Raw genomic sequence first — 21,263 nt, 5'->3', positions numbered from 1 at the left:
GACGGCCGGGAGCTGCGCCCGGCACGGTCCGGGACCAGTTTATCGGTCACTACCGCCTGCCGGACCACGTGTCTCGCCCTTTGGGAGTTCTGTGACCTGCGGCACTGATGTCCGCGGTACGAGAATCACCCTCCGAAGAAGCCACTCACGCCCGGATATGGATGGTTTTTCACCAGTCCGAGAGCTTAATCACGCCTGGGACGAGAAGCGTGCCGACACGAGATCCCAGACCGTGTCGGCGAGTCCCTCCTTGGGACCGTACGGCACCGGGGTCTCGCCGCCGCCGACCGCCAGGACCACCGCCTCGCTCTCCTCGGAGCCGAAGGTCTTGCGCTCCCCCACCTCATTGACGACGAGCAGGTCACAGCCCTTGCGCAGGAGCTTCTCGCGGCCGTTGGCGAGCACGTTGTCGGTCTCGGCGGCGAACCCGACGACGATCTGGTCCGGCGTTGCCCGCTCGGCGGAGACCTCGGCGAGGATGTCCGGATTGCGGACGAGCACGATCGGCGCGGGCTCCTGGCCGTCCTTCTTCTTGATCTTCCCCTCGGCGTACTCGGCCGGGCGGAAATCGGCGACCGCGGCCGCCATCACCACGACATCGGCGTCGGACGCGGCCTTCAGCACCGCTTCTCGCAGCTGCACCGCGGTGCCGACCCGTACGACGTCGGCGCCCGACGGATCGGGCAGCCCGGTGTTGGCCTCGATGAGCGTGACCCTGGCCCCGCGGGCGACCGCGGTACGGGCCAGCGCGTACCCCTGCTTCCCGGAGGAGCGGTTGCCGAGGTAGCGGACCGGGTCGAGCGGCTCCCGCGTACCGCCCGCGCTGATCACCACATGGCGGCCCACCAGGTCCGGCGCGACGGGCCCGCGGGCCAGCACCCGGCGGCAGACCTCGAAGATCTCACCGGGATCGGGCAGCCGGCCCTTGCCGGTGTCGACGCCGGTGAGCCGGCCGACGGCGGGCTCGATGACGACGGCTCCACGCCGGCGCAGCGTGGCGACGTTCTCCTGGGTGGCGGGGTGCTCCCACATCTCGGTGTGCATGGCGGGCGCGAAGACCACCGGACAGCGAGCGGTGAGGAGCGTGTTGGTGAGCAGGTCGTCGGCGAGACCGTGGGCGGCCTTGGCGAGCATGTCGGCGGTGGCGGGGGCGACCACGACGAGGTCGGCGCCCTGCCCGATGCGGACGTGCGGCACCTCGTGGACGTCGTTCCACACCTCGGTCGACACCGGGTGGCCGGAGAGCGCCGACCAGGTGGCGGCGCCCACGAACTGGAGCGCGGATCCGGTCGGGACGACCCGTACGTCATGACCGGACTCGGTCAGCCGTCGCAGCAGCTCGCACGCCTTGTAGGCGGCGATGCCCCCGCTGACCCCCAGAACGACCTTCGGCTTCTCCACTGCGTCTCCCCGCACTCGGGTACGTACTCGGACACGTACAACCCCCATGCTGCCTCACGGCACCGAAGGCGCCCCCACGCCCCCGGACACACCACAGGCCCGGCGATGGTGGCCGCCGGGCCTGTGGTGACGGTGCTTTGTTCCTGCTTACTGAGCGGGGCCCTCGATGGCCTCGGAGGTCAGCAGGCCCGCGTTGATCTCGCGGAGCGAGATCGAGAGCGGCTTCTCGTGCACGTGGGTGTCGACGAGCGGACCGACGTACTCGAGGAGGCCCTCGCCGAGCTGCGAGTAGTACGCGTTGATCTGACGCGCGCGCTTGGCGGCGTAGATCACAAGGCTGTACTTCGAGTCGGTGGCCTCGAGGAGCTCATCAATCGGCGGGTTGATGATGCCCTCGGGCGTGGTGATGGAAGAGGACACTCTCTGCCTTCCGAAGGGGGTAAAGATCAAAGAAATCTTTGATGTTGCGGATTCCGCCGGGGTGGTTCTCCGGTTGGGCTGATTCAGGCGCTGCTGTCACGGCGGGCGGAAGCCTGAAGCATCAAGGCTAGCAGCTCACGCGATACGTCCTCGACGGAGGTGTTGACCAGCGTCGTATCGAACTCGGATTCGGCGGCGAGCTCGACCTTCGCGGCGGCAAGCCGACGCTCGATCACCTCGGGCGCCTCGGTCCCGCGGCCGGTGAGCCGTCGCACCAGCTCGTCCCAGCTCGGCGGGGCGAGGAAGACCAGCCGCGCGTCGGACATCGACTGGCGGACCAGCCGGGCACCCTGGAGATCGATCTCCAGGAGGACCGGCTCGCCCGCGTCGAGGCGTTCGAGCACGGCGCGGCGCGGTGTGCCGTACCGGTTGCCGGCGAATTCGGCCCACTCCAGCAGTTCGCCGTTGGCGATCAGCTTGTCGAACTCGTCGTTGTCCACGAAGAAGTAGTGGACACCGTTGCGCTCTCCTGGGCGCGGCTTGCGGGTCGTCGCCGACACCGAGAGCCAGACGTCGGGGTGCGCCTTGCGCATATGAGCGACGACCGTGCTCTTGCCGACACCGGAGGGGCCGGAGAGCACGGTCAGCCGCGGACGTACGTCCGGGGGTACGGGGGACGTCCCCCGGGATGTTGCAGCCATGGAGCGATTATCCCCGTTCTCAGGGGTGCCTGAGAACGTCAGGCGGCGGAGCCGCCGAACTCTCGCTCCAAGGAAGCGATCTGGTTGGAGCCGAGACCCCGCACACGGCGGCTCTCGGAGATCCCGAGCCGCTCCATGATCTGCTTGGCGCGGACCTTGCCCACGCCGGGCAGGGACTCCAGAAGGGCGGAGACCTTCATCTTGCCGATGACGTCGTTCTCCTGGCCCTGCTTGATGACCTCGTGGAGCGAGGCGCCGGAGTGCTTGAGTCGATTCTTGACCTCGGCCCGCTCCCGGCGAGCCGCGGCGGCCTTTTCGAGCGCGGCTGCGCGCTGTTCAGGGGTAAGGGGCGGAAGAGCCACGCCTACGTCACCTCGGATGTCGATCTGTCGGATACGGACCAGTGAGGAACCTAGTCGCCCCACACCTGGTGAGCAACGAACAACCTGTGCACGTTGGCTCTCGACGGAGACTAGCGGCCAAGGCCGCCGGAGTCAGCGAGAACGGACGAAAAGTCCTGGTCAGCCTCAGCCGACTAGGATATTTCAGACATAACAACCGAGTTTTCAGGTCATGATTCCGTCAACACGCTGTTACATGGCATGGTCAGCTTTCCTGAACGGCTGCACGGACCTCGTCCGTGAGCCGTTCGGCGGCTTCGCGCAGCCCCGACGCGTCCGGTCCGTGGCGCAGCACGCCCCGGCTCACACTCGGCAGCACGTTGCCCACCGCGGCACCGAAGACACCCGGCAGATCGGCGGGGGTGGCACCCTGGGCGCCGATCCCGGGGGCCAGCAGCGGTCCGTTGACCGCAAGATCCACGCCCGCGTCGCCGAGCGTGGCGCCGATCACGACGCCGACCGAGCCGAGCGGCTCGGCGCCCTCGTTCTCGGCGGCCACGTGGTCGAGCATCACCTGGGCCAGCGACCGGCCGTCCGCGGCGGTGGCGCGCTGTACCTCGGCGCCCTCGGGGTTGGAGGTGAGTCCGAGGACGAAGACGCCCGCACCGGAGAGGACGGCCGCGTCGAGCGCCGGGCGCAGCGAGCCGAAGCCGAGGTACGGCGAGACGGTGAGCGCGTCGGAGAACAGCGGTGAGTCCTTGTCCAGGTAGGTCGCCGCGTAGGCGCCCATGGTGGAGCCGATGTCGCCGCGCTTGGCGTCCATCAGGACGAGCGCGCCGGCCGCCCGCGCCTCCTCGACGCCCTTCTCCAGGACGGCGATGCCGCGCGAGCCGAACCGCTCGAAGAACGCGGACTGCGGCTTGAGGACGGCCACCCGGTCGGCCAGCGCCTCGACGACGGTGCGGGTGAAGCGCTCCAGGCCCGCGATGTCGTCGTTCAGACCCCAGGAGGTGAGCAGCGAGGCGTGCGGGTCGATGCCGACGCAGAGCGGCCCGCGGATGTCCATGGCTCGGCGCAGTCGTGCGCCGAAGGGTTCAAGAGTCACTTCGTGGCCTTCCGGGTCTCGGCGCCGACGGCCTCGGCGAGGGTGGCGTACGGGGAGGCGGCGAGGCGTGCGGCCAGGCCCTTGTGGATCGCGCGGGCGTAGAACGGACCCTCGTAGATGAAGGCGCTGTAGCCCTGGACGAGGGTGGCGCCGGCGAGGATGCGCTGCCAGGCGTCCTCGGCGGTCTCGATGCCGCCGACGCCCACCAGGGTGATCTCGTCGCCGACCCGCGTGTAGAGGCGCCGCAGGACCTCCAGGGAGCGCGCCTTGAGGGGCGCGCCGGAGAGTCCGCCGGTCTCCTCGACGAGCGACGGTGAGGACTTCAGCCCGAGGCCGTCGCGGGCGATGGTGGTGTTGGTGGCGATGATGCCGTCCAGGCCGAGCTCGACCGCGAGGTCGGCGACCGCGTCGACGTCCTCGTCGGCGAGGTCGGGGGCGATCTTGACGAGGAGCGGGACCCGGCGCTCGGTGACGGTCCGGTCGGCCGCCTCGCGCACGGCGGTGAGCAGCGGGCGCAGCGCCTCGGTGGCCTGGAGGTTGCGCAGACCGGGCGTGTTGGGCGAGGAGACGTTGACGACGAGGTAGTCGGCGTGGCGGGCGAGCCGCTCGGCGGACTTCACGTAGTCGCCGACGGCCCCGGCCTCCGGCACGACCTTGGTCTTGCCGATGTTGATGCCGACCGTCGTCCGGAAGACGGGGTTACGGGCGGCCAGGCGCTCGGCCACGGCCGCGGAGCCCTCGTTGTTGAACCCCATGCGGTTGATCAGCGCGCGGTCCGCCAGGAGGCGGAAGAGGCGCTTCCTGGGGTTGCCGGGCTGCGGCTCGCCGGTGACCGTGCCGATCTCGATGTGGTCGAAGCCGAGCATCGACATGCCGTCGATCGCGACGGCGTTCTTGTCGAAGCCCGCGGCGAGGCCGAATGGGCCGTGCATGCGCAGACCGAGGGCCTCGGTGCGCAGCTCCTTGTAGCGGGGGGCGAGCGCCGCGGCGACGAAGGTGCGCAGGACGGGGATGCGGGCCGCGAGGCGGATCCACCGGAAGGCCAGGTAGTGGGCCTGCTCCGGGTCCATCCGCTTGAAGACCAGCCGGAAGAAGAACTTGTACATGGGAGTGTCCTCACAGAGAGGGGGACACCGTTTCCGGTGTCCCCCTGCTGGGCTAGTGCCGTGACCGGCAATATTTGCCCCATGAGGAGCGTCGTCCAGTGCGTGCGATCGCAAGGCGGCCGGAAGTCCTTGGATGGGGTCTCCCCTGCTCGAACGGAGTTGAGAGCTTGGGGATGGAGCTACCAGGGCTTTTGGCCAACGCGGCGAGCGGGCGTGCTGGGCGGCGCGACGGGGCAAAGCTTGCCGGGAGGGGCACTAGTCGCGGGCCGCGGTCAGATGTTCCGCGTGTTCCTGGAGGGAACGTACGCCGACGTCTCCGTGGGTGAGCGCGTCGATGCCCTGGACGGCGGCGGCGAGCGCCTGGACCGTGGTCAGGCACGGCACCGCGCGGGCCACGGCCGCGGTACGGATCTCGTAGCCGTCGAGGCGGCCGCCCGTCCCGTACGGTGTGTTGACGATCAGGTCGACCTCGCCGCCGTGGATGAGCTGGACGATGGTCTTCTCGCCGTTCGGGCCCTCGCCCTCGGACTGCTTGCGCACGACGGTGGCGTTGATGCCGTTGCGCTTGAGGACCTCGGCGGTGCCGGAGGTGGCCATCAGCTCGAAGCCGTGGGCGACCAGCTCGCGGGCCGGGAAGATCATCGAGCGCTTGTCACGGTTGGCGACGGAGATGAAGGCACGGCCCTTGGTGGGCAGCGGGCCGTACGCGCCGGCCTGCGACTTGGCGTACGCCGTGCCGAAGACCGAGTCGATGCCCATGACCTCACCGGTGGAGCGCATCTCCGGGCCCAGGACCGTGTCGACGCCGCGGCCGTGGATGTCGCGGAACCGCGACCACGGCATGACGGCCTCCTTGACGGAGATCGGCGCGTCGAGCGGCAGGGTGCCGCCGTCGCCGTTCCTCGGCAGCAGGCCCTCCTCGCGGAGCTCGGCGACGGTCGCGCCCAGCGAGATGCGTGCGGCGGCCTTGGCGAGCGGCACCGCTGTCGCCTTCGACGTGAAGGGGACGGTGCGGGAGGCGCGCGGGTTGGCCTCCAGGACGTACAGGATGTCGCCGGAGAGCGCGAACTGAATGTTGATCAGGCCACGGACGCCGACGCCCTTGGCGATGCCCTCGGTGGAGGCGCGCAGCCGCTTGATGTCGTAGCCGCCGAGGGTGATCGGGGGCAGCGCGCAGGCGGAGTCGCCGGAGTGGATGCCGGCCTCCTCAATGTGCTCCATGACACCGCCGAGGTAGAGCTCGGTGCCGTCGTAGAGCGCGTCGACGTCGATCTCGATGGCGTCGTCGAGGAAGCGGTCGACCAGGACCGGCCGGGTGGGGCTGATCTCGGTGGACTCGGCGATGTACGAGGAGAGCCGCGTCTCGTCGTACACGATCTCCATGCCGCGGCCGCCGAGCACGTACGACGGGCGCACGAGGACGGGGTAACCGATCTCGTCGGCGATGGACTTGGCCTCGGCGAACGTGGTGGCGGTGCCGTGCTTCGGGGCCGGGAGTCCGGCCTCGGCCAGGACACGGCCGAACGCGCCGCGGTCCTCGGCTGCGTGGATCGCCTCCGGGGAGGTGCCGACGACCGGCACCCCGTTGTCCTTGAGCGCCTGCGACAGACCCAGCGGGGTCTGGCCGCCGAGCTGGACGATGACACCGGCGATCGGGCCCGCGAGGGACTCGGCGTGCACGATCTCCAGCACGTCCTCGAGCGTCAGCGGCTCGAAGTACAGGCGGTCTGAGGTGTCGTAGTCGGTGGAGACGGTCTCCGGGTTGCAGTTGACCATCACGGTCTCGTAGCCCGCGTCGCTCAGCGCGAAGGAGGCGTGGACGCAGGAGTAGTCGAACTCGATGCCCTGACCGATGCGGTTGGGGCCGGATCCGAGGATGATCACCGCGGGCTTGGTGCGGGTCGCGACCTCGCTCTCCTCGTCGTACGAGGAGTAGAAGTACGGCGTGTTCGCGGCGAATTCGGCGGCGCAGGTGTCGACCGTCTTGTACACCGGGCGGATGCCGAGGGCGTGCCGCACCTCACGGACGACATCCTCGCGCAGACCGCGGATCTCGGCGATCTGGGCATCGGAGAATCCGTGCCGCTTGGCCTCGGCGAGCAGCTCGGGACCGAGCTTGTCGGCGGCGGCCAGCTCGTCGGCGATCTCCTTGATCAGGAAGAGCTGGTCGACGAACCAGGGGTCGATCTTCGTCGCGTCGAAGACTTCTTCCTGGGTGGCGCCGGCCCGGATCGCCTGCATGACCGTGTTGATCCGGCCGTCGGTCGGGCGGACCGCCTCGGCCAGCAGCTCGGCCTTGTCGCCGGGCTCACCGGTGAAGGCGAACTGCGAGCCCTTCTTCTCCAGGGAGCGCAGCGCCTTCTGGAGCGCCTCGGTGAAGTTGCGGCCGATCGCCATGGCCTCGCCCACCGACTTCATGGTGGTGGTGAGGGTCGAGTCGGCGGACGGGAACTTCTCGAAGGCGAACCGCGGGGCCTTGACGACGACGTAGTCGAGCGTCGGCTCGAAGGAGGCCGGGGTCTTCTCGGTGATGTCGTTGGGGATCTCGTCGAGCGTGTAGCCGACGGCCAGCTTGGCGGCGATCTTGGCGATCGGGAAGCCGGTGGCCTTCGACGCCAGCGCCGAGGAGCGGGAGACGCGCGGGTTCATCTCGATCACGATGACCCGGCCGTCGGTCGGGTCGATGGCGAACTGGATGTTGCAGCCGCCGGTGTCGACGCCGACCTCGCGGATGATCGCGATGCCGATGTCGCGCAGCCGCTGGTACTCGCGGTCGGTGAGCGTCATCGCCGGGGCGACGGTGATCGAGTCACCCGTGTGGACGCCCATCGGGTCGAAGTTCTCGATGGAGCAGACGACCACGACGTTGTCGTGCTTGTCGCGCATCAGCTCCAGCTCGTACTCCTTCCAGCCGAGGATGGACTCCTCCAGGAGCACCTCGGTGGTCGGGGAGAGCGTGAGGCCCTGACCGGCGATCCGGCGCAGCTCGTCCTCGTCGTGCGCGAAGCCGGAACCGGCGCCGCCCATCGTGAAGGAGGGGCGGACGACGACGGGGTAGCCGCCGAGCGTGTCGACGCCCTGGATCACGTCGTCCATCGTGTGGCAGATGACCGAGCGGGCGGACTCGCCGTGGCCGATCTTCGCGTTGACGGCCTCGACGACGCCCTTGAAGAGGTCCCGGTCCTCGCCCTTGTTGATGGCTTCGACATTGGCGCCGATGAGTTCGACGCCGTACTTCTCCAGGACGCCGTTCGCGTGCATGGAGATCGCGGTGTTGAGCGCGGTCTGGCCGCCCAGCGTCGGGAGCAGCGCGTCGGGGCGCTCCTTGGCGATGATCTTCTCGACGAACTCGGGGGTGATCGGCTCGACGTACGTGGCGTCGGCGATCTCCGGGTCGGTCATGATCGTCGCCGGGTTGGAGTTCACCAGGATGACGCGCAGGCCCTCGGCCTTGAGGACGCGGCAGGCCTGGGTGCCGGAGTAGTCGAACTCGGCGGCCTGACCGATGACGATCGGGCCGGAGCCGATGACCAGGACGGACTGGATATCGGAGCGCTTAGGCACGCTGGCCCTCCATCAGGGATACGAAGCGGTCGAAGAGGTACGCGGCGTCGTGCGGGCCCGCGGCTGCTTCGGGGTGGTACTGGACGCTGAAGGCAGGCTGGTCGAGGAGGTGCAGCCCCTCGACGACCTGGTCGTTCAGGCAGACGTGGGAGACCTCGGCGCGGCCGAACTTCGTGTCCGACACCTTGTCCAGCGGGGCGTCGACGGCGAAGCCGTGGTTGTGCGCGGTGACCTCGACCTTGCCGGTCGTGCGGTCCTGCACCGGCTGGTTGATGCCGCGGTGGCCGTACTTGAGCTTGTAGGTGCCGAAGCCGAGCGCGCGGCCCAGGATCTGGTTGCCGAAGCAGATGCCGAAGAGCGGCGTCTTCCGCTCCAGGACGCCCTGCATGACGGAGACCGGGTGGTCGGCGGTGGCCGGGTCGCCGGGGCCGTTGGAGAAGAAGACTCCGTCGGGCTGGACCGCGTACACCTCGTCGAGGGTGGCGGTGGCGGGCAGGACGTGCACCTCGATGCCGCGCTCGGCCATCCGGTGCGGGGTCATGCCCTTGATGCCGAGGTCGATCGCGGCGACGGTGAACTTCTTGGTGCCGATCGCGGGGACGACGTACGTCTCCTTGGTCGCGACCTCGGCGGAGAGGTCGGCGCCCACCATCTCGGGGGCTTCCAGCACCCGGGCCAGCAGCGTGGCCTCGTCGGCGACCGCGTCGCCGGAGAAGATGCCGACGCGCATGGCGCCGCGCTCGCGCAGGTGGCGGGTGAGGGCGCGGGTGTCGATGCCGCTGATGCCGACGACGCCCTGGCGCTCCAGCTCCTCGTCGAGCGAACGCCGCGAGCGCCAGTTGGACGGCACCCGTGCGGGGTCGCGCACCACGTAGCCGGAGACCCAGATCTGCTGGGACTCGGGGTCCTCGTCGTTCACCCCGGTGTTGCCGACGTGCGGGGCGGTCATCACGACGACCTGGCGGTGGTACGAGGGGTCGGTCAGGGTCTCCTGGTAGCCGGTCATGCCGGTGGAGAACACCGCCTCGCCGAAGGTCTCCCCCACGGCCCCGTAGGCGCGGCCGCGGAAGGCGCGGCCGTCCTCCAGGACGAGTACGGCGGGAGCTTTGACGGCTCCCCGGGTGGAGATGGTCATCGTGCGGTGCCTTCCGTAGTGCTGGTGAGGTGGTGAATGGCGTCGACCCAGGCCGGGTGTTCGGCCGAGCGGTCGGAGCGGAAGCCGGAGTCGATCAGCTTGTCGCCGAGTGCCCAGGTGATGATCAGCAGGCCGCCCTCGGGGAGGACCTTGCCCGCGATGCCCTTGTCGAGCCGGGCGTCACGCAGCTGCGCGGCCGGGACGAAGAAGTCGGCTGCTCCGGGGCGTACGACGTCGAGTCCCTGCTCGGTCAGCGTGAGCTCCACGCGGCTGCGGGTACCGAGGCCGTGGGCGACGATCCGGTCGAGCCACTGCCCGGCGGTCGTCGAGGCGTGGTAGCGGCCGGTCATCGTCAGCAGCGGCTCGCCGTCGGCGTACCCCTCCGGCGTGGCGGGCAGCTCCGGCAGATCGGACTGCAGGCTCCCCCGCCACTTCCACCCCTGGCGCATCAGCCAGTAGATGAAGGCGATGAAGACGATCAGTCCGATCACCCAGCTGATGCGGGCGGACCAGTCGGTCACGTCCGCCGACTTCTGCTCGGCGGCCAGCTGGTACAGGGGGGTCAGTGATGTCACGCGAGCTTCCCGTCGACGACCGTGGCACGGCCCCGCAGGAACGTATGGGTGACGCGACCCGGCAGCTCGCGCCCCTCGTACGGGGTGTTGCGGCTGCGGGAGGCGAAGCCCGCGGGGTCCACGACTCCACGGTATGCCGGATCGACCAGCGTGAGGTTGGCAGGCTCACCGGCCGAGACGGGGCGGCCGTGTCCGTCGAGCCGGCCGATGGCGGCCGGGCGGAACGACATCCGGTCGGCGACGCCCGCCCAGTCGAGGAGCCCCGTCTCGACCATCGTCTGCTGAACGACGGAGAGCGCGGTCTCCAGACCCACCATGCCCATGGCGGCCGCGGCCCACTCGCAGTCCTTGTCCTCGTGCGGGTGCGGGGCATGGTCGGTGGCGACGCAGTCGATCGTGCCGTCGGCGAGCGCCTCGCGCAGGGCCAGCACGTCGGCCTCGGTGCGCAGCGGCGGGTTCACCTTGTAGACCGGGTTGTACGACCGTACGAGCTCGTCGGTGAGGAGCAGGTGGTGGGGGGTGACCTCGGCGGTCACGTTCCAGCCCTTGGACTTGGCCCAGCGGACGATCTCCACCGAGCCGGCGGTCGACAGGTGGCAGATGTGCACCCGGGAGCCGACGTGGGCGGCGAGAAGAACATCGCGGGCGATGATCGACTCCTCGGCGACGGCCGGCCATCCGCCGAGACCGAGCTCGGCCGAGACGATGCCCTCGTTCATCTGGGCGCCCTCGGTCAGGCGGGGCTCCTGGGCGTGCTGGGCGACGACACCGTCGAACGCCTTCACGTACTCCAGCGCGCGCCGCATGATCACCGCGTCGTCGACACACTTGCCGTCGTCGGAGAAGACTTTCACTCCAGCGGCCGAATCGTGCATGGCGCCGAGCTCGGCGAGCTGCTTGCCCTCCAGCCCGACGGTGACCGCGCCGATCGGCTGCACGTCGCAGTAGCCGGACTCCTTGCCGAGCCGCCAGACCTGCTCGACGACACCGGCGGTGTCGGCGACCGGGAAGGTGTTGGCCATGGCGTGCACGGCGGTGAAGCCACCGACCGCCGCCGCCTTGGTGCCGGTGAGAACGGTCTCGGAGTCCTCGCGCCCGGGCTCACGCAGATGGGTGTGCAGGTCGACCAGACCGGGCAGCAGAATCTGTCCCTCGGCTTCGACGACGGTCGCGTCGCCGGCATCGATACCGGCACCACTCCAGTCGATTTCGCCCTGCCGGGCGGTGGCGGCAATGGTCTCGCCGTCGATCAGGACGTCCTGGGGCTCTCCGCCGAGGACCTTCGCGCCGCGGATAAGGATCTTGCTCATGATTACTTGTTCTCCTCGGAATCAGCGGGGCGCGCAGCGCTTCGATCAAGGGTGGTGGCGGGCTCGGACCCACCCAGCAGCAGATAGAGCACCGCCATCCGGATGGAGACACCGTTGGCGACCTGCTCGACGGCCGTGCAGCGGTCGGAGTCGGCGACCTCGGCGGTGATCTCCATGCCGCGGACCATCGGGCCGGGGTGCATGACGATGGCGTGCTCCGGCATCTTGGCCATGCGCTCGCCGTCCAGGCCGTAGCGGCGGGAGTACTCGCGCTCGGTCGGGAAGTACGCGGCGTTCATCCGTTCACGCTGCACACGCAGCATCATCACCGCGTCGGACTTCGGCAGCACCTCGTCGAGGCTGTAGCTGACCTCGCAGGGCCACTGCTCCACACCCACCGGCACGAGGGTCGGCGGGGCCACCAGGGTGACATGGGCGCCGAGCGTGTGCAGCAGGTGGACATTGGAGCGGGCGACCCGGCTGTGCAGGACGTCGCCGACGATGGTGATCCGCCGTCCGTCCAGGTCCCGGCCCAGGCCGGCGTCGGCGCCCACCAGCCGGCGGCGCATGGTGAACGCGTCGAGCAACGCCTGGGTGGGGTGCTCATGGGTGCCGTCACCGGCGTTGACGACGGCGCCGTCGATCCAGCCGGACGTCGCGAGGCGGTACGGGGCGCCGGAGGCACCGTGCCGGATGACGACGGCGTCGGCGCCCATCGCCTCCAGGGTCAGCGCGGTGTCCTTGAGCGACTCGCCCTTGGAGACCGACGAGCCCTTCGCGGAGAAGTTGATGACATCGGCGGAGAGACGCTTGGCAGCGGCTTCGAAGGAGATGCGGGTACGCGTCGAGTCCTCGAAGAAGAGGTTGACGACGGTACGGCCGCGCAGGGTCGGGAGTTTCTTGATCGGCCGGTCCGCTACCCGGGCCATCTCCTCGGCGGTGTCGAGGATCAGGACGGCGTCGTCGGGGGTGAGGTCGGCGGCCGAGATGAGGTGACGCTTCATCTGGGTGTTCTCCTGGAGAGTTCAGGCATGCGGGCGTGCGGAAGCCGTCGTACGACCGGGGCGTCGTACGGACGCGTGCAGCTACTGCTCGCCTGCCGGGGCGGTCTGCTGGACGCCGAGCAGTACGGCGTCACGGCCGTCCTCCTCGGCGAGCTGGACCTTGACCGTCTCCCGCAGCGACGTGGGGAGGTTCTTGCCGACGTAGTCGGCACGGATCGGGAGCTCGCGGTGGCCGCGGTCGACGAGAACCGCGAGTTGCACCGCGCGGGGCCGGCCGATGTCGCCGAGCGCGTCGAGCGCGGCGCGGATCGTGCGGCCGGAGAAGAGAACATCGTCCACCAGGACGACCAGGCAGCCCTCGATGCCCTCGCCCGGGATCTCGGTACGGGCCAGGGCGCGCGCCGGACGCAGCCGCAGGTCGTCGCGGTACATGGTGATGTCGAGGGAGCCGACCGGCATCTTCCGGCCGGTGATCTCCTGGAGCTTGTCGGCGAGCCGACGGGCGAGAAAGACGCCTCGGGTCGGGATACCGAGCAGGACCACGTCGTCGGCGCCCTTGGCGCGTTCGACGATTTCGTGGGCGATGCGGGTCAGTACTCGGGCGATGTCGGGAGCCTCCAGAACGGGGCGTGCCGCATTGCCGGTGGCTTCGTGCTGTGCGTCCATAAGAAACGGACCTCCTTCTCCGCCTCACTGGACGGACCTTAAAGGACGTCGAAATTGCGTCATCAACGTTACCAGGGCTTGAACCAGACCCTGGTCGCACCCCCGGGAGGTGCCGGTCCGGACCATTCGGCTTGACGCATCCAAGTAACGCTGCGTAACCTCACAGTGAGTTACCAGACTTCGTCCGGGGAGCCTTATGTCCAGCGAATACGCAAAACAGCTCGGGGCCAAGCTCCGCGCCATCCGCACCCAGCAGGGCCTCTCCCTCCATGGTGTGGAGGAGAAGTCCCAGGGCCGCTGGAAGGCCGTCGTGGTCGGCTCGTACGAGCGCGGCGACCGCGCCGTGACCGTACAGCGCCTCGCCGAGCTGGCGGACTTCTACGGGGTCCCGGTCCAGGAGCTTCTGCCCGGTACGACGCCGGGCGGGGCCGCAGAGCCGCCGCCGAAGCTTGTCCTGGACCTGGAGCGCCTCGCCCACGTCCCGCCGGAGAAGGCCGGACCGCTGCAGCGCTACGCCGCGACGATCCAGAGCCAGCGCGGTGACTACAACGGCAAGGTGCTCTCGATCCGCCAGGACGACCTGCGCACGCTGGCCGTGATCTACGACCAGTCGCCGTCCGTGCTCACGGAACAGCTGATCAGCTGGGGCGTGCTGGACGCGGACGCACGTCGCGCGGTTGCCCACGAGGAAGGCTGACGTCCGGGGCTGAAGCCCCGGCCAGCAGAAACGTACCGCCGGGTTGCCGGTGCCTTTTCGGGCCCGGCAACCCGGCGTTTTTCTACCCCGGACCGGGGTGCGGGGTTCCGTCCTCAATCGCCGGACGGGCTTGATTTTCGCCGCCGTGCCCCGGGGGGCGCCGCCGCGCTGTCCGGTGGTGGGGCGGGCGGGGCCCCTCCGGGGCGTCTCCTCGGAACCGGCGCGGAAACCGGCACCGCAGGCGAACCCGGCACGTACGCCAGCCCCTGCGGGGACTCCCCTGCACGGCCCCACCCGCGCATCACCCGCGCCCGCGACCCGGCGGTCGTGACAAGAGGGCGCACCCGGCCGCACCCGCGGGACGGCCGGTCCGGGGCCGTGCAGGGGAGTCCCCGCAGGGCTACGAACAAAGACCCGGGCTCCCTCCGCGTACCCGCCGAACGTTCGTCGCCCGAGGAGACACCCCGGAGGGGCCCGGGACCACCACCCACCGGGCAGGCGACGGCGGCCACCAGAGACCACGCGGACACCCCAAGCCCGTCCGGCGATTGAGGACGGAACCGCCCACCCCGTGGGCCCGAACCCGCCGGACGCGGCCAGCCCGCACACCCAGCCCGTCCGGCGATTGAGGACCGAACCCCCGCCCCGGACCGGGGCACCACACCACGCCCCGCCCAGACGCCCCGCACGCCGAAGGGCCCACGGTCAGCCGACCGTGGGCCCTTCGTGGGCTGAACGCCGCCGCAGCCTACGCCTCGCGGCGAAGGTTCGGCTTGAGGTCCTTGAACCGGGCGAGCAGCCCGTTCACAAAGGACGGGGAGTCATCCGTGGAGAACTCCTTGGCAAGCTGGACCGCCTCGTCGATGACCACCGCGTCCGGCGTCCCGTCCACCCAGATCAGCTCGTACGCACCGAGCCGCAGGATGTTCCGGTCGACGACCGGCATGCGGTCGATCTCCCAGTCCACGGCGTAGGTGATGATGAGGTCGTCGATCCGGTCCGCGTACTGCGCGTACCCCTCGACGAGCTCCATCGTGTACTCGGTGACCGGCGGCTGACGGGGGTCGGACCGCGAGAGCCGAACCCAGTCCGCGAGGACCGTCTGCACGGACTCACCGCGCTGGTCGGCCTCGAAGAGGATCTGGAAGGCGCGCTTGCGGGCCGTGTTCCGGGCAGCCACGGTTAGCTGTTCACCCGGCCGAGGTAGTCGCCCGTGCGGGTGTCGACCTTGATCTTCTCACCGGTGGTGATGAAGAGCGGGACGCCGATCTCGTAACCGGTCTCCAGCGTGGCGGGCTTGGTGCCACCGGTGGAGCGGTCGCCCTGGACGCCCGGGTCGGTGTGCTGGATGGTCAGCTCGACGGCGGCCGGCAGCTCGACGTAGAGCACCTCGCCCTCGTGCTGGGCCACGGAGGCGGTGAAGCCCTCGATGAGGAAGTTGGCAGCGTTGCCGACAGCCTTCCGGTCGACCATGAGCTGGTCGTACGTGTCCATGTCCATGAAGACGAAGTACTCGCCGTCCATGTACGAGAACTGCATGTCGCGGCGGTCAATGGTGGCCGTCTCGACCTTCACGCCGGCGTTGAACGTCTTGTCGACGACCTTGCCGGAGAGCACGTTCTTGAGCTTGGTGCGCACGAAAGCCGGGCCCTTGCCGGGCTTGACGTGCTGGAACTCGACGACGGACCAGAGCTGGCCCCCGTCGAGCTTGAGCACCAGGCCGTTCTTGAGGTCGTTCGTGGAAGCCACGGTTGCGGAATCTCCTGGACTGAAGCTGGTGGACGGCCAAGGATCCGCGCTAGAGCGCGAGCAGCTCCTTGGTCGTAATGGTGAGTAGCTCGGGTCCGCCGTCCGCCTCGGGGCGCACGACGAGCGTGTCATCGATCCGGACCCCGCCCCGGCCCGGGAGGTGGACCCCCGGTTCGACGGTGACCGGCACACAAGCGTCCAGTTTACCCATGGCTGCCGGTGTCAGCTGCGGGTCCTCGTCGATTTCGAGTCCCACGCCGTGCCCGGTCCAGGGTGCGAGGCCCTCCCCGTGGCCTGCTGAGTCCAGGAGATACCGGGCCGCGCGGTCCACATCACGGTACGCCGTGCCCGGCACGAGAGCCTCACGTCCGGCCCGCTGAGCGGCGAAAACCAGGTCGTACAGATCGATCTGCCAGGCGGCCGGCGCGGTCCCGATGACAAACGTACGGCCGATCTCGCACCGGTAACCGCGATAGTTCGCGCCGAGACAGACGGAGAGGAAATCTCCCTCCTCCACGCGCCGGTCCGAGGGCCGGTGGCGGCCCTGACCCGAGTTGGGTCCGGTGGCGACCGAGGTGGCGAAGGCGGGGCCGTCGGCGCCGTGGTCCACCAGCCTCCGTTCCAGTTCCAGGGCGAGGTGCCGTTCGGTGCGGCCGACCAGAATCGATTCGAGAAGTTCGCCGAGCGCCTGGTCGGTGATCTCGGCGGCGATCCGCAGGCAGGCGATCTCCTCCTCGTCCTTGACCAGGCGCAGCTGCTCGACCGTGGCGCCGAGATCGGTCAGCCGGAGCCGCGGGGCGACCGAGCCCATGGCCCGGTGACGGGAGACCGTCAGATCGTGTTCCTCGACGGCGAGCGATTCCGCGCCGGAGGTGGCGGCCAGGCCGGCTGCGGCGACCGCCGGGTCGTCGCCGCCGGACGGCGGCGACAGGGCCAGCCGCAGCTGGTCGTCGGTGTGCTCGTGGTCGGGTTCGCCGGTCGGCGCGCGGGGGCAGAGCAGAACGTCCTCGTCGGGGCCGAGCAGCAGCACGGCACCCGGGGGCGCTCCACCCGCGAGATAGCGGACGTTGGCGGGGCGGGAGACCAGGGCTGCCGCGGACCCGACGGCGGCGCACCGGTCGCGGAGCAGCCCGCGGCGGACGGCGTACACCTCTGACATGCCACGAGCCTACGAGCGGGGGCGCCGGGCCGCCCGGTCAGCGCATCCGACCGGGGGGCGGCCGGCCGGCGTCACCAGGCCGGCGGGCTGGCTATCGAGCGGGCGAGTATGTCGTCGAGGACGCGGGCCGTGGTCTCCACGTCGTACGTCGAGTTGTCGATGATCGGCAGCCCCGAGCCGTACCAGCCCGCCATCCGGCCGTGGATCCGGGCAACCTCCTCGTCCGACAGGCGGCGGTTGCCACTGCGGGCGGCGTTGCGCTCCAGCACGATCTCCAGGCCCGGCAGGAGCACCACGGGCAGAAGCCCCGGGCCCACATGGCGCTTCCAGCCGCCCAGGCCCACGACGGGGCGGTCCGGGAAGACCGCGTCGTCGAGGATGCAGGAGATCCCGTTGGCCAGGAAATTACGGGCGGCGAAGCCGCAGGTGCGGCGGGCCAGGCGGTATTGGGCCTCCGAGTGGTCGTTCCACCCGGTCTGCGGGTCGGCGAAGCCGGAGCGGACCCATTCGCGGACGTCGTCGAGGCTGACGTGGGCGGTGGGAACGCGGCGGCGGCCGGCCCACAGTTTGGCCACGGTCGTCTTGCCCGCGCCCGCGGGGCCGATCAGGAGGACAGCGAGGGTCGCCGTGCCCGTGCCGGGATCGGCGGGTGGTGCGGGCAGCGGCACGGGACCGCCGGGCGGCAACTGGATGTGACCGGTGGTCTCCCGGGAGACGGGCGCCGGGGCGTGGTGCGGGGCGGGGCCCGTCCAGCCGGGGCCCCGGGGCGCGGGAGGGGGCGGAGGCGGAGGCCCCGGCGGACCGGGGTGGCCGGGGTGCTGGGCCTGGTGCGTCCAGCCGGCAGGTCCGTTTCCGGATCCTTGGGGCGGCGGCAGCGGGGCCCCCACTGCGTGCTGCATCCGGTGCCACTCCGTCTCGTACAGGCAACTGGCGCTGGTGGAACGGCAACCGTACCTCCCCCAGCTACCGCTGGGAGGTGCCCCCTCCCGGTCGCCGCAGAGGGAACGGTCGGGGACGGTACGGAGTGCCCCGGCGGCCGGCGATCCGGCCGCCGGGCCCCGTGTCAGTCCGTCAGTTCGTCGGCGAGGGCGCGCAGGGCGAGCCGGTAGGAGCCGATACCGAAGCCGGCGACGGTCCCCGTGGCGACCGGCGCGACGACCGAGGTGTGGCGGAATTCCTCCCGTGCGTACGGGTTCGAGATGTGCACCTCGATGAGCGGGGCGGTGCGCTGAGCGGCCGCGTCCCGCATTCCGTACGAGTAATGGGTGAAGGCTCCCGGGTTGAGAACGACCGGAATCGACCCGTCGGCGGCCTCGTGCAGCCAGCGGATCAGTTCGCCCTCGTCGTTGGTCTCCCGGACGTCGACGTCGAAGCCGAGCTCCTTGCCGAGCGTCCGGCAGGTTTCGACGAGTCCGGCGTACGACGTCGCGCCGTACACATCGGGCTCACGGGAGCCGAGCCGGCCGAGGTTCGGTCCGTTGAGCACGAAGACCCGGCGGGTCACGCCGACACCTCCCCGTACGCGGCGAGCAGCACCGCCGGGTCGGGTCCCTCCAGGACGGTGGGCTTGCCCAGGCCGTCGAGGACGATGAAGCGCAGCAGGTCGCCGCGGGACTTCTTGTCGATCTTCATGTTCTCCAGCAGCCTGGGCCACTGGTCGCCGCGGTAGGTGAGCGGCAGTCCGACGGACTCCAGGACGGTGCGGTGCCGGTCGGCGGTGGCGTCGTCGAGGCGTCCGGCCAGCCGGCCCAGCTCGGCGGCGAAGACCATGCCGACGGAGACGGCCGCGCCGTGGCGCCACTTGTAGCGCTCGTTCTTCTCGATGGCGTGGGCGAGGGTGTGCCCGTAGTTGAGGATCTCGCGCGGCCCGGACTCCTTGAGGTCGCTGGAGACGACCTCGGCCTTGACCCGGATGGAGCGCTCGATCAGCTCGGCGGTGTGCGGTCCGGCGGGCGTACGGGCGCCTTCCGGGTCCGACTCGATCAGGTCGAGGATCGCGGGGTCGGCGATGAAACCGGCCTTGATGATCTCGGCCATGCCGCTGACGTAGTCGTGCACCGGCAGCGAGTCGAGTGCGGCGAGGTCGCAGAGCACCCCGGCCGGCGGGTGGAAGGCACCGACGAGGTTCTTGCCCTCGGCGGTGTTGATGCCCGTCTTGCCGCCGACGGCCGCGTCGACCATGGCGAGCACGGTCGTCGGCACGGCGATCCAGCGCACCCCGCGCAGCCACGTCGCCGCGACGAACCCGGCCACGTCGGTGGTGGCGCCGCCGCCGACGCCGACGATGACGTCGGTGCGGGTGAATCCGGTCTGGCCGAGCGCCTTCCAGCAGTACGCCGCGACCTCGACGGTCTTGGCCTCCTCGGCGTTCGGCAGCTGGATGGCGATGGCCTCGTACCCCTGGTCGGCGAGGTCCTGACGGACCGCCTCTCCGGTCTCGGCGAGCGCCTCCGGGTGCAGGACCGCGACCCGCCGGGCACGGTCGCCGATCAGTGAGGGCAGCTCACCGAGCAGCTGCCGGCCGACCAGCACCTCGTACGGGTCGGTGCCCGCACTGCCGGCGATCTGGATGCGTGTGGGTCCCTGGTCCGTCATGCGTGTGTTCTCCCGGCCGGGCGCCGCGGGGTCGCCCGCGCGCTCCGGCAGTTCCAGTGCGTCGAGGACCGCCTGGGCGACCTCTTCGGGTGTGCGCTCGTCGGTGGCCACGGTCGCCCGGGCCACCTCGTCGTAGAGGTGGCGGCGGGCGTCCATCAGCTCGCGCCACTGCCGGCGCGGGTTGACGGCGAGCAGCGGGCGCGCGGTGTTCAGTCCGACCCGCCTGACGGCCTCCTCCACGTCCATCGAGAGATAGACGACGGCGTGGCCGGCGAGCAGGGCGCGGGTCGTGGCGTCGAGCACGGCGCCGCCGCCGAGGGCGAGGACGCCGGTGTGCTCGGCGACGGCGGTGCGTACCGCCTGCCGCTCCAACTCGCGGAAGTGCTCCTCGCCCTCGTCGTAGAAGATCTCCGAGATCGGCTTGCCCGCCGTGGCCACGACATCCGCGTCGGTGTCCCGGTAGGTGGTGCCGAGCCGGTCGGCGAGCAGCTCACCGACCGTGGACTTGCCGACGCCCATCGGGCCGACGAGGACGATCAGCGGGCCGCTCATCGGATCTGGAGGTGGTCGAGGTACGACTGCACGTTGCGGTGGGTCTCGGGGACGCTGTCCCCGCCGAACTTCTCCGCCACCGCGTCGGCCAGGACCAGCGCGACCATCGCCTCGGCGACGATGCCGGCGGCCGGCACCGCGCAGACATCGGAGCGCTGGTGGTGTGCCTTGGCCGGCTCACCGGTGACGACGTCGACGGTGGCGAGCGCGCGGGGCACGGTGGCGATGGGCTTCATCGCGGCACGGACCCGGAGCAGCTCGCCGGTGGTCAGACCGCCCTCGGTACCGCCGGAGCGGCCGGAGGCGCGCTTGATGCCGTCCTCGGTGACCAGGATCTCGTCGTGCGCCTTCGAGCCGGGAACCCGGGCCAGGCCGAAGCCGTCGCCGACCTCGACACCCTTGATCGCCTGAATGCCCATCAGAGCGGCGGCGAGGCGTGCGTCGAGGCGGCGGTCCCAGTGCACGTGCGAGCCGAGGCCGACCGGCACTCCGTAGGCGAGCACCTCGACGACACCGCCCAGGGTGTCGCCGTCCTTGTGGGCCTGGTCGATCTCGGCGACCATTTCCTTGCTCGCGGCGGCGTCGAGGCAGCGCACCGGGTCGGCGTCGAGCTTCTCGACGTCGGCGGGCGTGGGGTAGACGCCGTACGGCGCCTTGGCCGCGGCCAGCTCGACGACGTGGCTGACGATCTCGATGCCCGCGGTCTCCTTGAGGTACGACCGCGCGACGGCGCCGAGCGCCACCCGGGCCGCGGTCTCCCGGGCGCTGGCGCGCTCCAGGATCGGCCGGGCCTCGTCGAAGCCGTACTTCTGCATGCCCGCGAGGTCGGCGTGGCCGGGCCGGGGGCGGGTCAGCGGGGCGTTACGGGCCAGGGTGGCGAGCTCGTCGGGGTCGACGGGGTCGGCCGACATGACCTGCTCCCACTTGGGCCATTCGGTGTTGCCCACCATCACGGCGACGGGGGACCCCATGGTCAGGCCGTGGCGTACTCCGCCGAGGAACGTGACCTCGTCCTTCTCGAACTTCATCCGTGCGCCACGGCCGTAGCCGAGCCGCCGCCGGGCGAGTGCGTCCGCCACCATCTCCGTGGTGATCGGGACGCCGGCGGGAAGACCCTCCAGCGTCGCCACGAGTGCGGGGCCGTGCGACTCCCCCGCGGTCAGCCAGCGCAACCTGCTCAACG

The 21,263-nt window shown here is 70.4% G+C and carries 20 protein-coding genes; 1 reads left to right on the top strand and 19 read right to left on the bottom strand.

What is annotated here, in order from left to right:
- Positions 1 to 189: 189 nt before the first annotated feature.
- The 12 genes from coaBC to pyrR all read right to left on the bottom strand — a co-directional run bounded on the left by coaBC (position 190) and on the right by pyrR (position 13,328).
- The gene (gene coaBC, locus ACGFSA_RS16795; protein WP_393304816.1) at positions 190 to 1,401 is read right to left on the bottom strand and encodes a bifunctional phosphopantothenoylcysteine decarboxylase/phosphopantothenate--cysteine ligase CoaBC; all 1,212 of its coding nucleotides are present in this window, start codon (positions 1,399 to 1,401) and stop codon (positions 190 to 192) included.
- A 147-nt stretch (positions 1,402 to 1,548) separates the two neighbouring features.
- The gene (gene rpoZ / locus ACGFSA_RS16790) at positions 1,549 to 1,821 is read right to left on the bottom strand and encodes a DNA-directed RNA polymerase subunit omega (protein ID WP_037695306.1); all 273 of its coding nucleotides are present in this window, start codon (positions 1,819 to 1,821) and stop codon (positions 1,549 to 1,551) included.
- A gap of 83 nt (positions 1,822 to 1,904) precedes the next feature.
- Complete coding sequence (gene gmk, locus ACGFSA_RS16785) at positions 1,905 to 2,522, bottom strand: guanylate kinase (protein ID WP_393304813.1); 618 nt, start codon at positions 2,520 to 2,522, stop codon at positions 1,905 to 1,907.
- A gap of 38 nt (positions 2,523 to 2,560) precedes the next feature.
- Positions 2,561 to 2,884, bottom strand: a complete 324-nt coding sequence (locus tag ACGFSA_RS16780) for an integration host factor (protein WP_014157387.1) — start codon at positions 2,882 to 2,884, stop codon at positions 2,561 to 2,563.
- 244 nt (positions 2,885 to 3,128) lie between these two features.
- Positions 3,129 to 3,968, bottom strand: coding sequence for an orotidine-5'-phosphate decarboxylase (gene pyrF / locus ACGFSA_RS16775; RefSeq protein ID WP_393304810.1), 840 nt, complete (start codon positions 3,966 to 3,968; stop codon positions 3,129 to 3,131).
- Positions 3,965 to 5,074 carry a quinone-dependent dihydroorotate dehydrogenase gene (locus tag ACGFSA_RS16770; RefSeq protein ID WP_393304808.1) on the bottom strand — a complete coding sequence of 370 codons (1,110 nt, stop codon included), beginning with the start codon at positions 5,072 to 5,074 and terminating at the stop codon, positions 3,965 to 3,967. The genes pyrF and ACGFSA_RS16770 overlap by 4 nt, the downstream gene beginning before the upstream one ends.
- A 255-nt stretch (positions 5,075 to 5,329) precedes the next feature.
- On the bottom strand, positions 5,330 to 8,638 hold the full coding sequence (carB, locus tag ACGFSA_RS16765; RefSeq protein WP_393304806.1) for a carbamoyl-phosphate synthase large subunit: 3,309 nt from the start codon (positions 8,636 to 8,638) through the stop codon (positions 5,330 to 5,332).
- Positions 8,631 to 9,773 carry a glutamine-hydrolyzing carbamoyl-phosphate synthase small subunit gene (gene carA, locus ACGFSA_RS16760; RefSeq protein WP_393304804.1) on the bottom strand — a complete coding sequence of 381 codons (1,143 nt, stop codon included), beginning with the start codon at positions 9,771 to 9,773 and terminating at the stop codon, positions 8,631 to 8,633. The genes carB and carA overlap by 8 nt, the downstream gene beginning before the upstream one ends.
- Positions 9,770 to 10,348, bottom strand: a complete 579-nt coding sequence (locus tag ACGFSA_RS16755; protein WP_266987967.1) for a hypothetical protein — start codon at positions 10,346 to 10,348, stop codon at positions 9,770 to 9,772. Before ACGFSA_RS16755 ends, carA begins: the two co-directional genes overlap by 4 nt.
- Positions 10,345 to 11,658, bottom strand: a complete 1,314-nt coding sequence (locus ACGFSA_RS16750; protein WP_358860741.1) for a dihydroorotase — start codon at positions 11,656 to 11,658, stop codon at positions 10,345 to 10,347. Before ACGFSA_RS16750 ends, ACGFSA_RS16755 begins: the two co-directional genes overlap by 4 nt.
- A gap of 2 nt (positions 11,659 to 11,660) precedes the next feature.
- Positions 11,661 to 12,662 (bottom strand): aspartate carbamoyltransferase catalytic subunit, encoded by a 1,002-nt coding sequence (locus ACGFSA_RS16745; RefSeq protein WP_393304801.1) that lies wholly within the window; start codon positions 12,660 to 12,662, stop codon positions 11,661 to 11,663.
- Between the two features lie 81 nt (positions 12,663 to 12,743).
- The gene (pyrR, locus tag ACGFSA_RS16740) at positions 12,744 to 13,328 is read right to left on the bottom strand and encodes a bifunctional pyr operon transcriptional regulator/uracil phosphoribosyltransferase PyrR (protein WP_359112240.1); all 585 of its coding nucleotides are present in this window, start codon (positions 13,326 to 13,328) and stop codon (positions 12,744 to 12,746) included.
- Positions 13,329 to 13,524: 196 nt separating this feature from the next.
- Here pyrR and bldD point away from each other — a divergent pair, with 196 nt between their 5' ends.
- Positions 13,525 to 14,025: a transcriptional regulator BldD gene (gene bldD, locus ACGFSA_RS16735; protein WP_014044812.1), complete on the top strand. Its 501-nt coding sequence runs from the start codon at positions 13,525 to 13,527 to the stop codon at positions 14,023 to 14,025.
- 748 nt (positions 14,026 to 14,773) lie between these two features.
- On the opposite strand, the gene nusB is transcribed toward bldD, so the two are convergent.
- The 7 genes from nusB to aroC all read right to left on the bottom strand — a co-directional run bounded on the left by nusB (position 14,774) and on the right by aroC (position 21,261).
- Entirely contained in the window at positions 14,774 to 15,205 is a 432-nt protein-coding gene (nusB, locus tag ACGFSA_RS16730) for a transcription antitermination factor NusB (protein ID WP_358860744.1), read from the bottom strand.
- A gap of 2 nt (positions 15,206 to 15,207) precedes the next feature.
- Complete coding sequence (gene efp, locus ACGFSA_RS16725) at positions 15,208 to 15,774, bottom strand: elongation factor P (RefSeq protein ID WP_114243496.1); 567 nt, start codon at positions 15,772 to 15,774, stop codon at positions 15,208 to 15,210.
- A 49-nt stretch (positions 15,775 to 15,823) separates the two neighbouring features.
- Complete coding sequence (locus ACGFSA_RS16720; protein ID WP_393304798.1) at positions 15,824 to 16,933, bottom strand: aminopeptidase P family protein; 1,110 nt, start codon at positions 16,931 to 16,933, stop codon at positions 15,824 to 15,826.
- 71 nt (positions 16,934 to 17,004) lie between these two features.
- A complete protein-coding gene (locus tag ACGFSA_RS16715; protein ID WP_393304795.1) occupies positions 17,005 to 17,832 on the bottom strand; it encodes a Pro-rich N-terminal domain-containing protein in 828 nt (275 codons plus the stop codon).
- Between the two features lie 164 nt (positions 17,833 to 17,996).
- Complete coding sequence (gene aroQ / locus ACGFSA_RS16710) at positions 17,997 to 18,437, bottom strand: type II 3-dehydroquinate dehydratase (RefSeq protein ID WP_266987952.1); 441 nt, start codon at positions 18,435 to 18,437, stop codon at positions 17,997 to 17,999.
- Positions 18,434 to 20,080 carry a 3-dehydroquinate synthase gene (aroB, locus tag ACGFSA_RS16705; protein ID WP_393304793.1) on the bottom strand — a complete coding sequence of 549 codons (1,647 nt, stop codon included), beginning with the start codon at positions 20,078 to 20,080 and terminating at the stop codon, positions 18,434 to 18,436. The genes aroQ and aroB overlap by 4 nt, the downstream gene beginning before the upstream one ends.
- Positions 20,077 to 21,261 (bottom strand): chorismate synthase, encoded by a 1,185-nt coding sequence (gene aroC / locus ACGFSA_RS16700; protein WP_393304791.1) that lies wholly within the window; start codon positions 21,259 to 21,261, stop codon positions 20,077 to 20,079. The genes aroB and aroC overlap by 4 nt, the downstream gene beginning before the upstream one ends.
- Positions 21,262 to 21,263 lie beyond the last annotated feature (2 nt).

This window comes from Streptomyces sp. NPDC048496 (assembly GCF_043200055.1).
Lineage (GTDB): Bacteria > Actinomycetota > Actinomycetes > Streptomycetales > Streptomycetaceae > Streptomyces.
The sequence above is the reverse complement of the archived record's forward strand: the minus strand, read 5'-3'. Positions and strand labels throughout refer to the sequence as shown.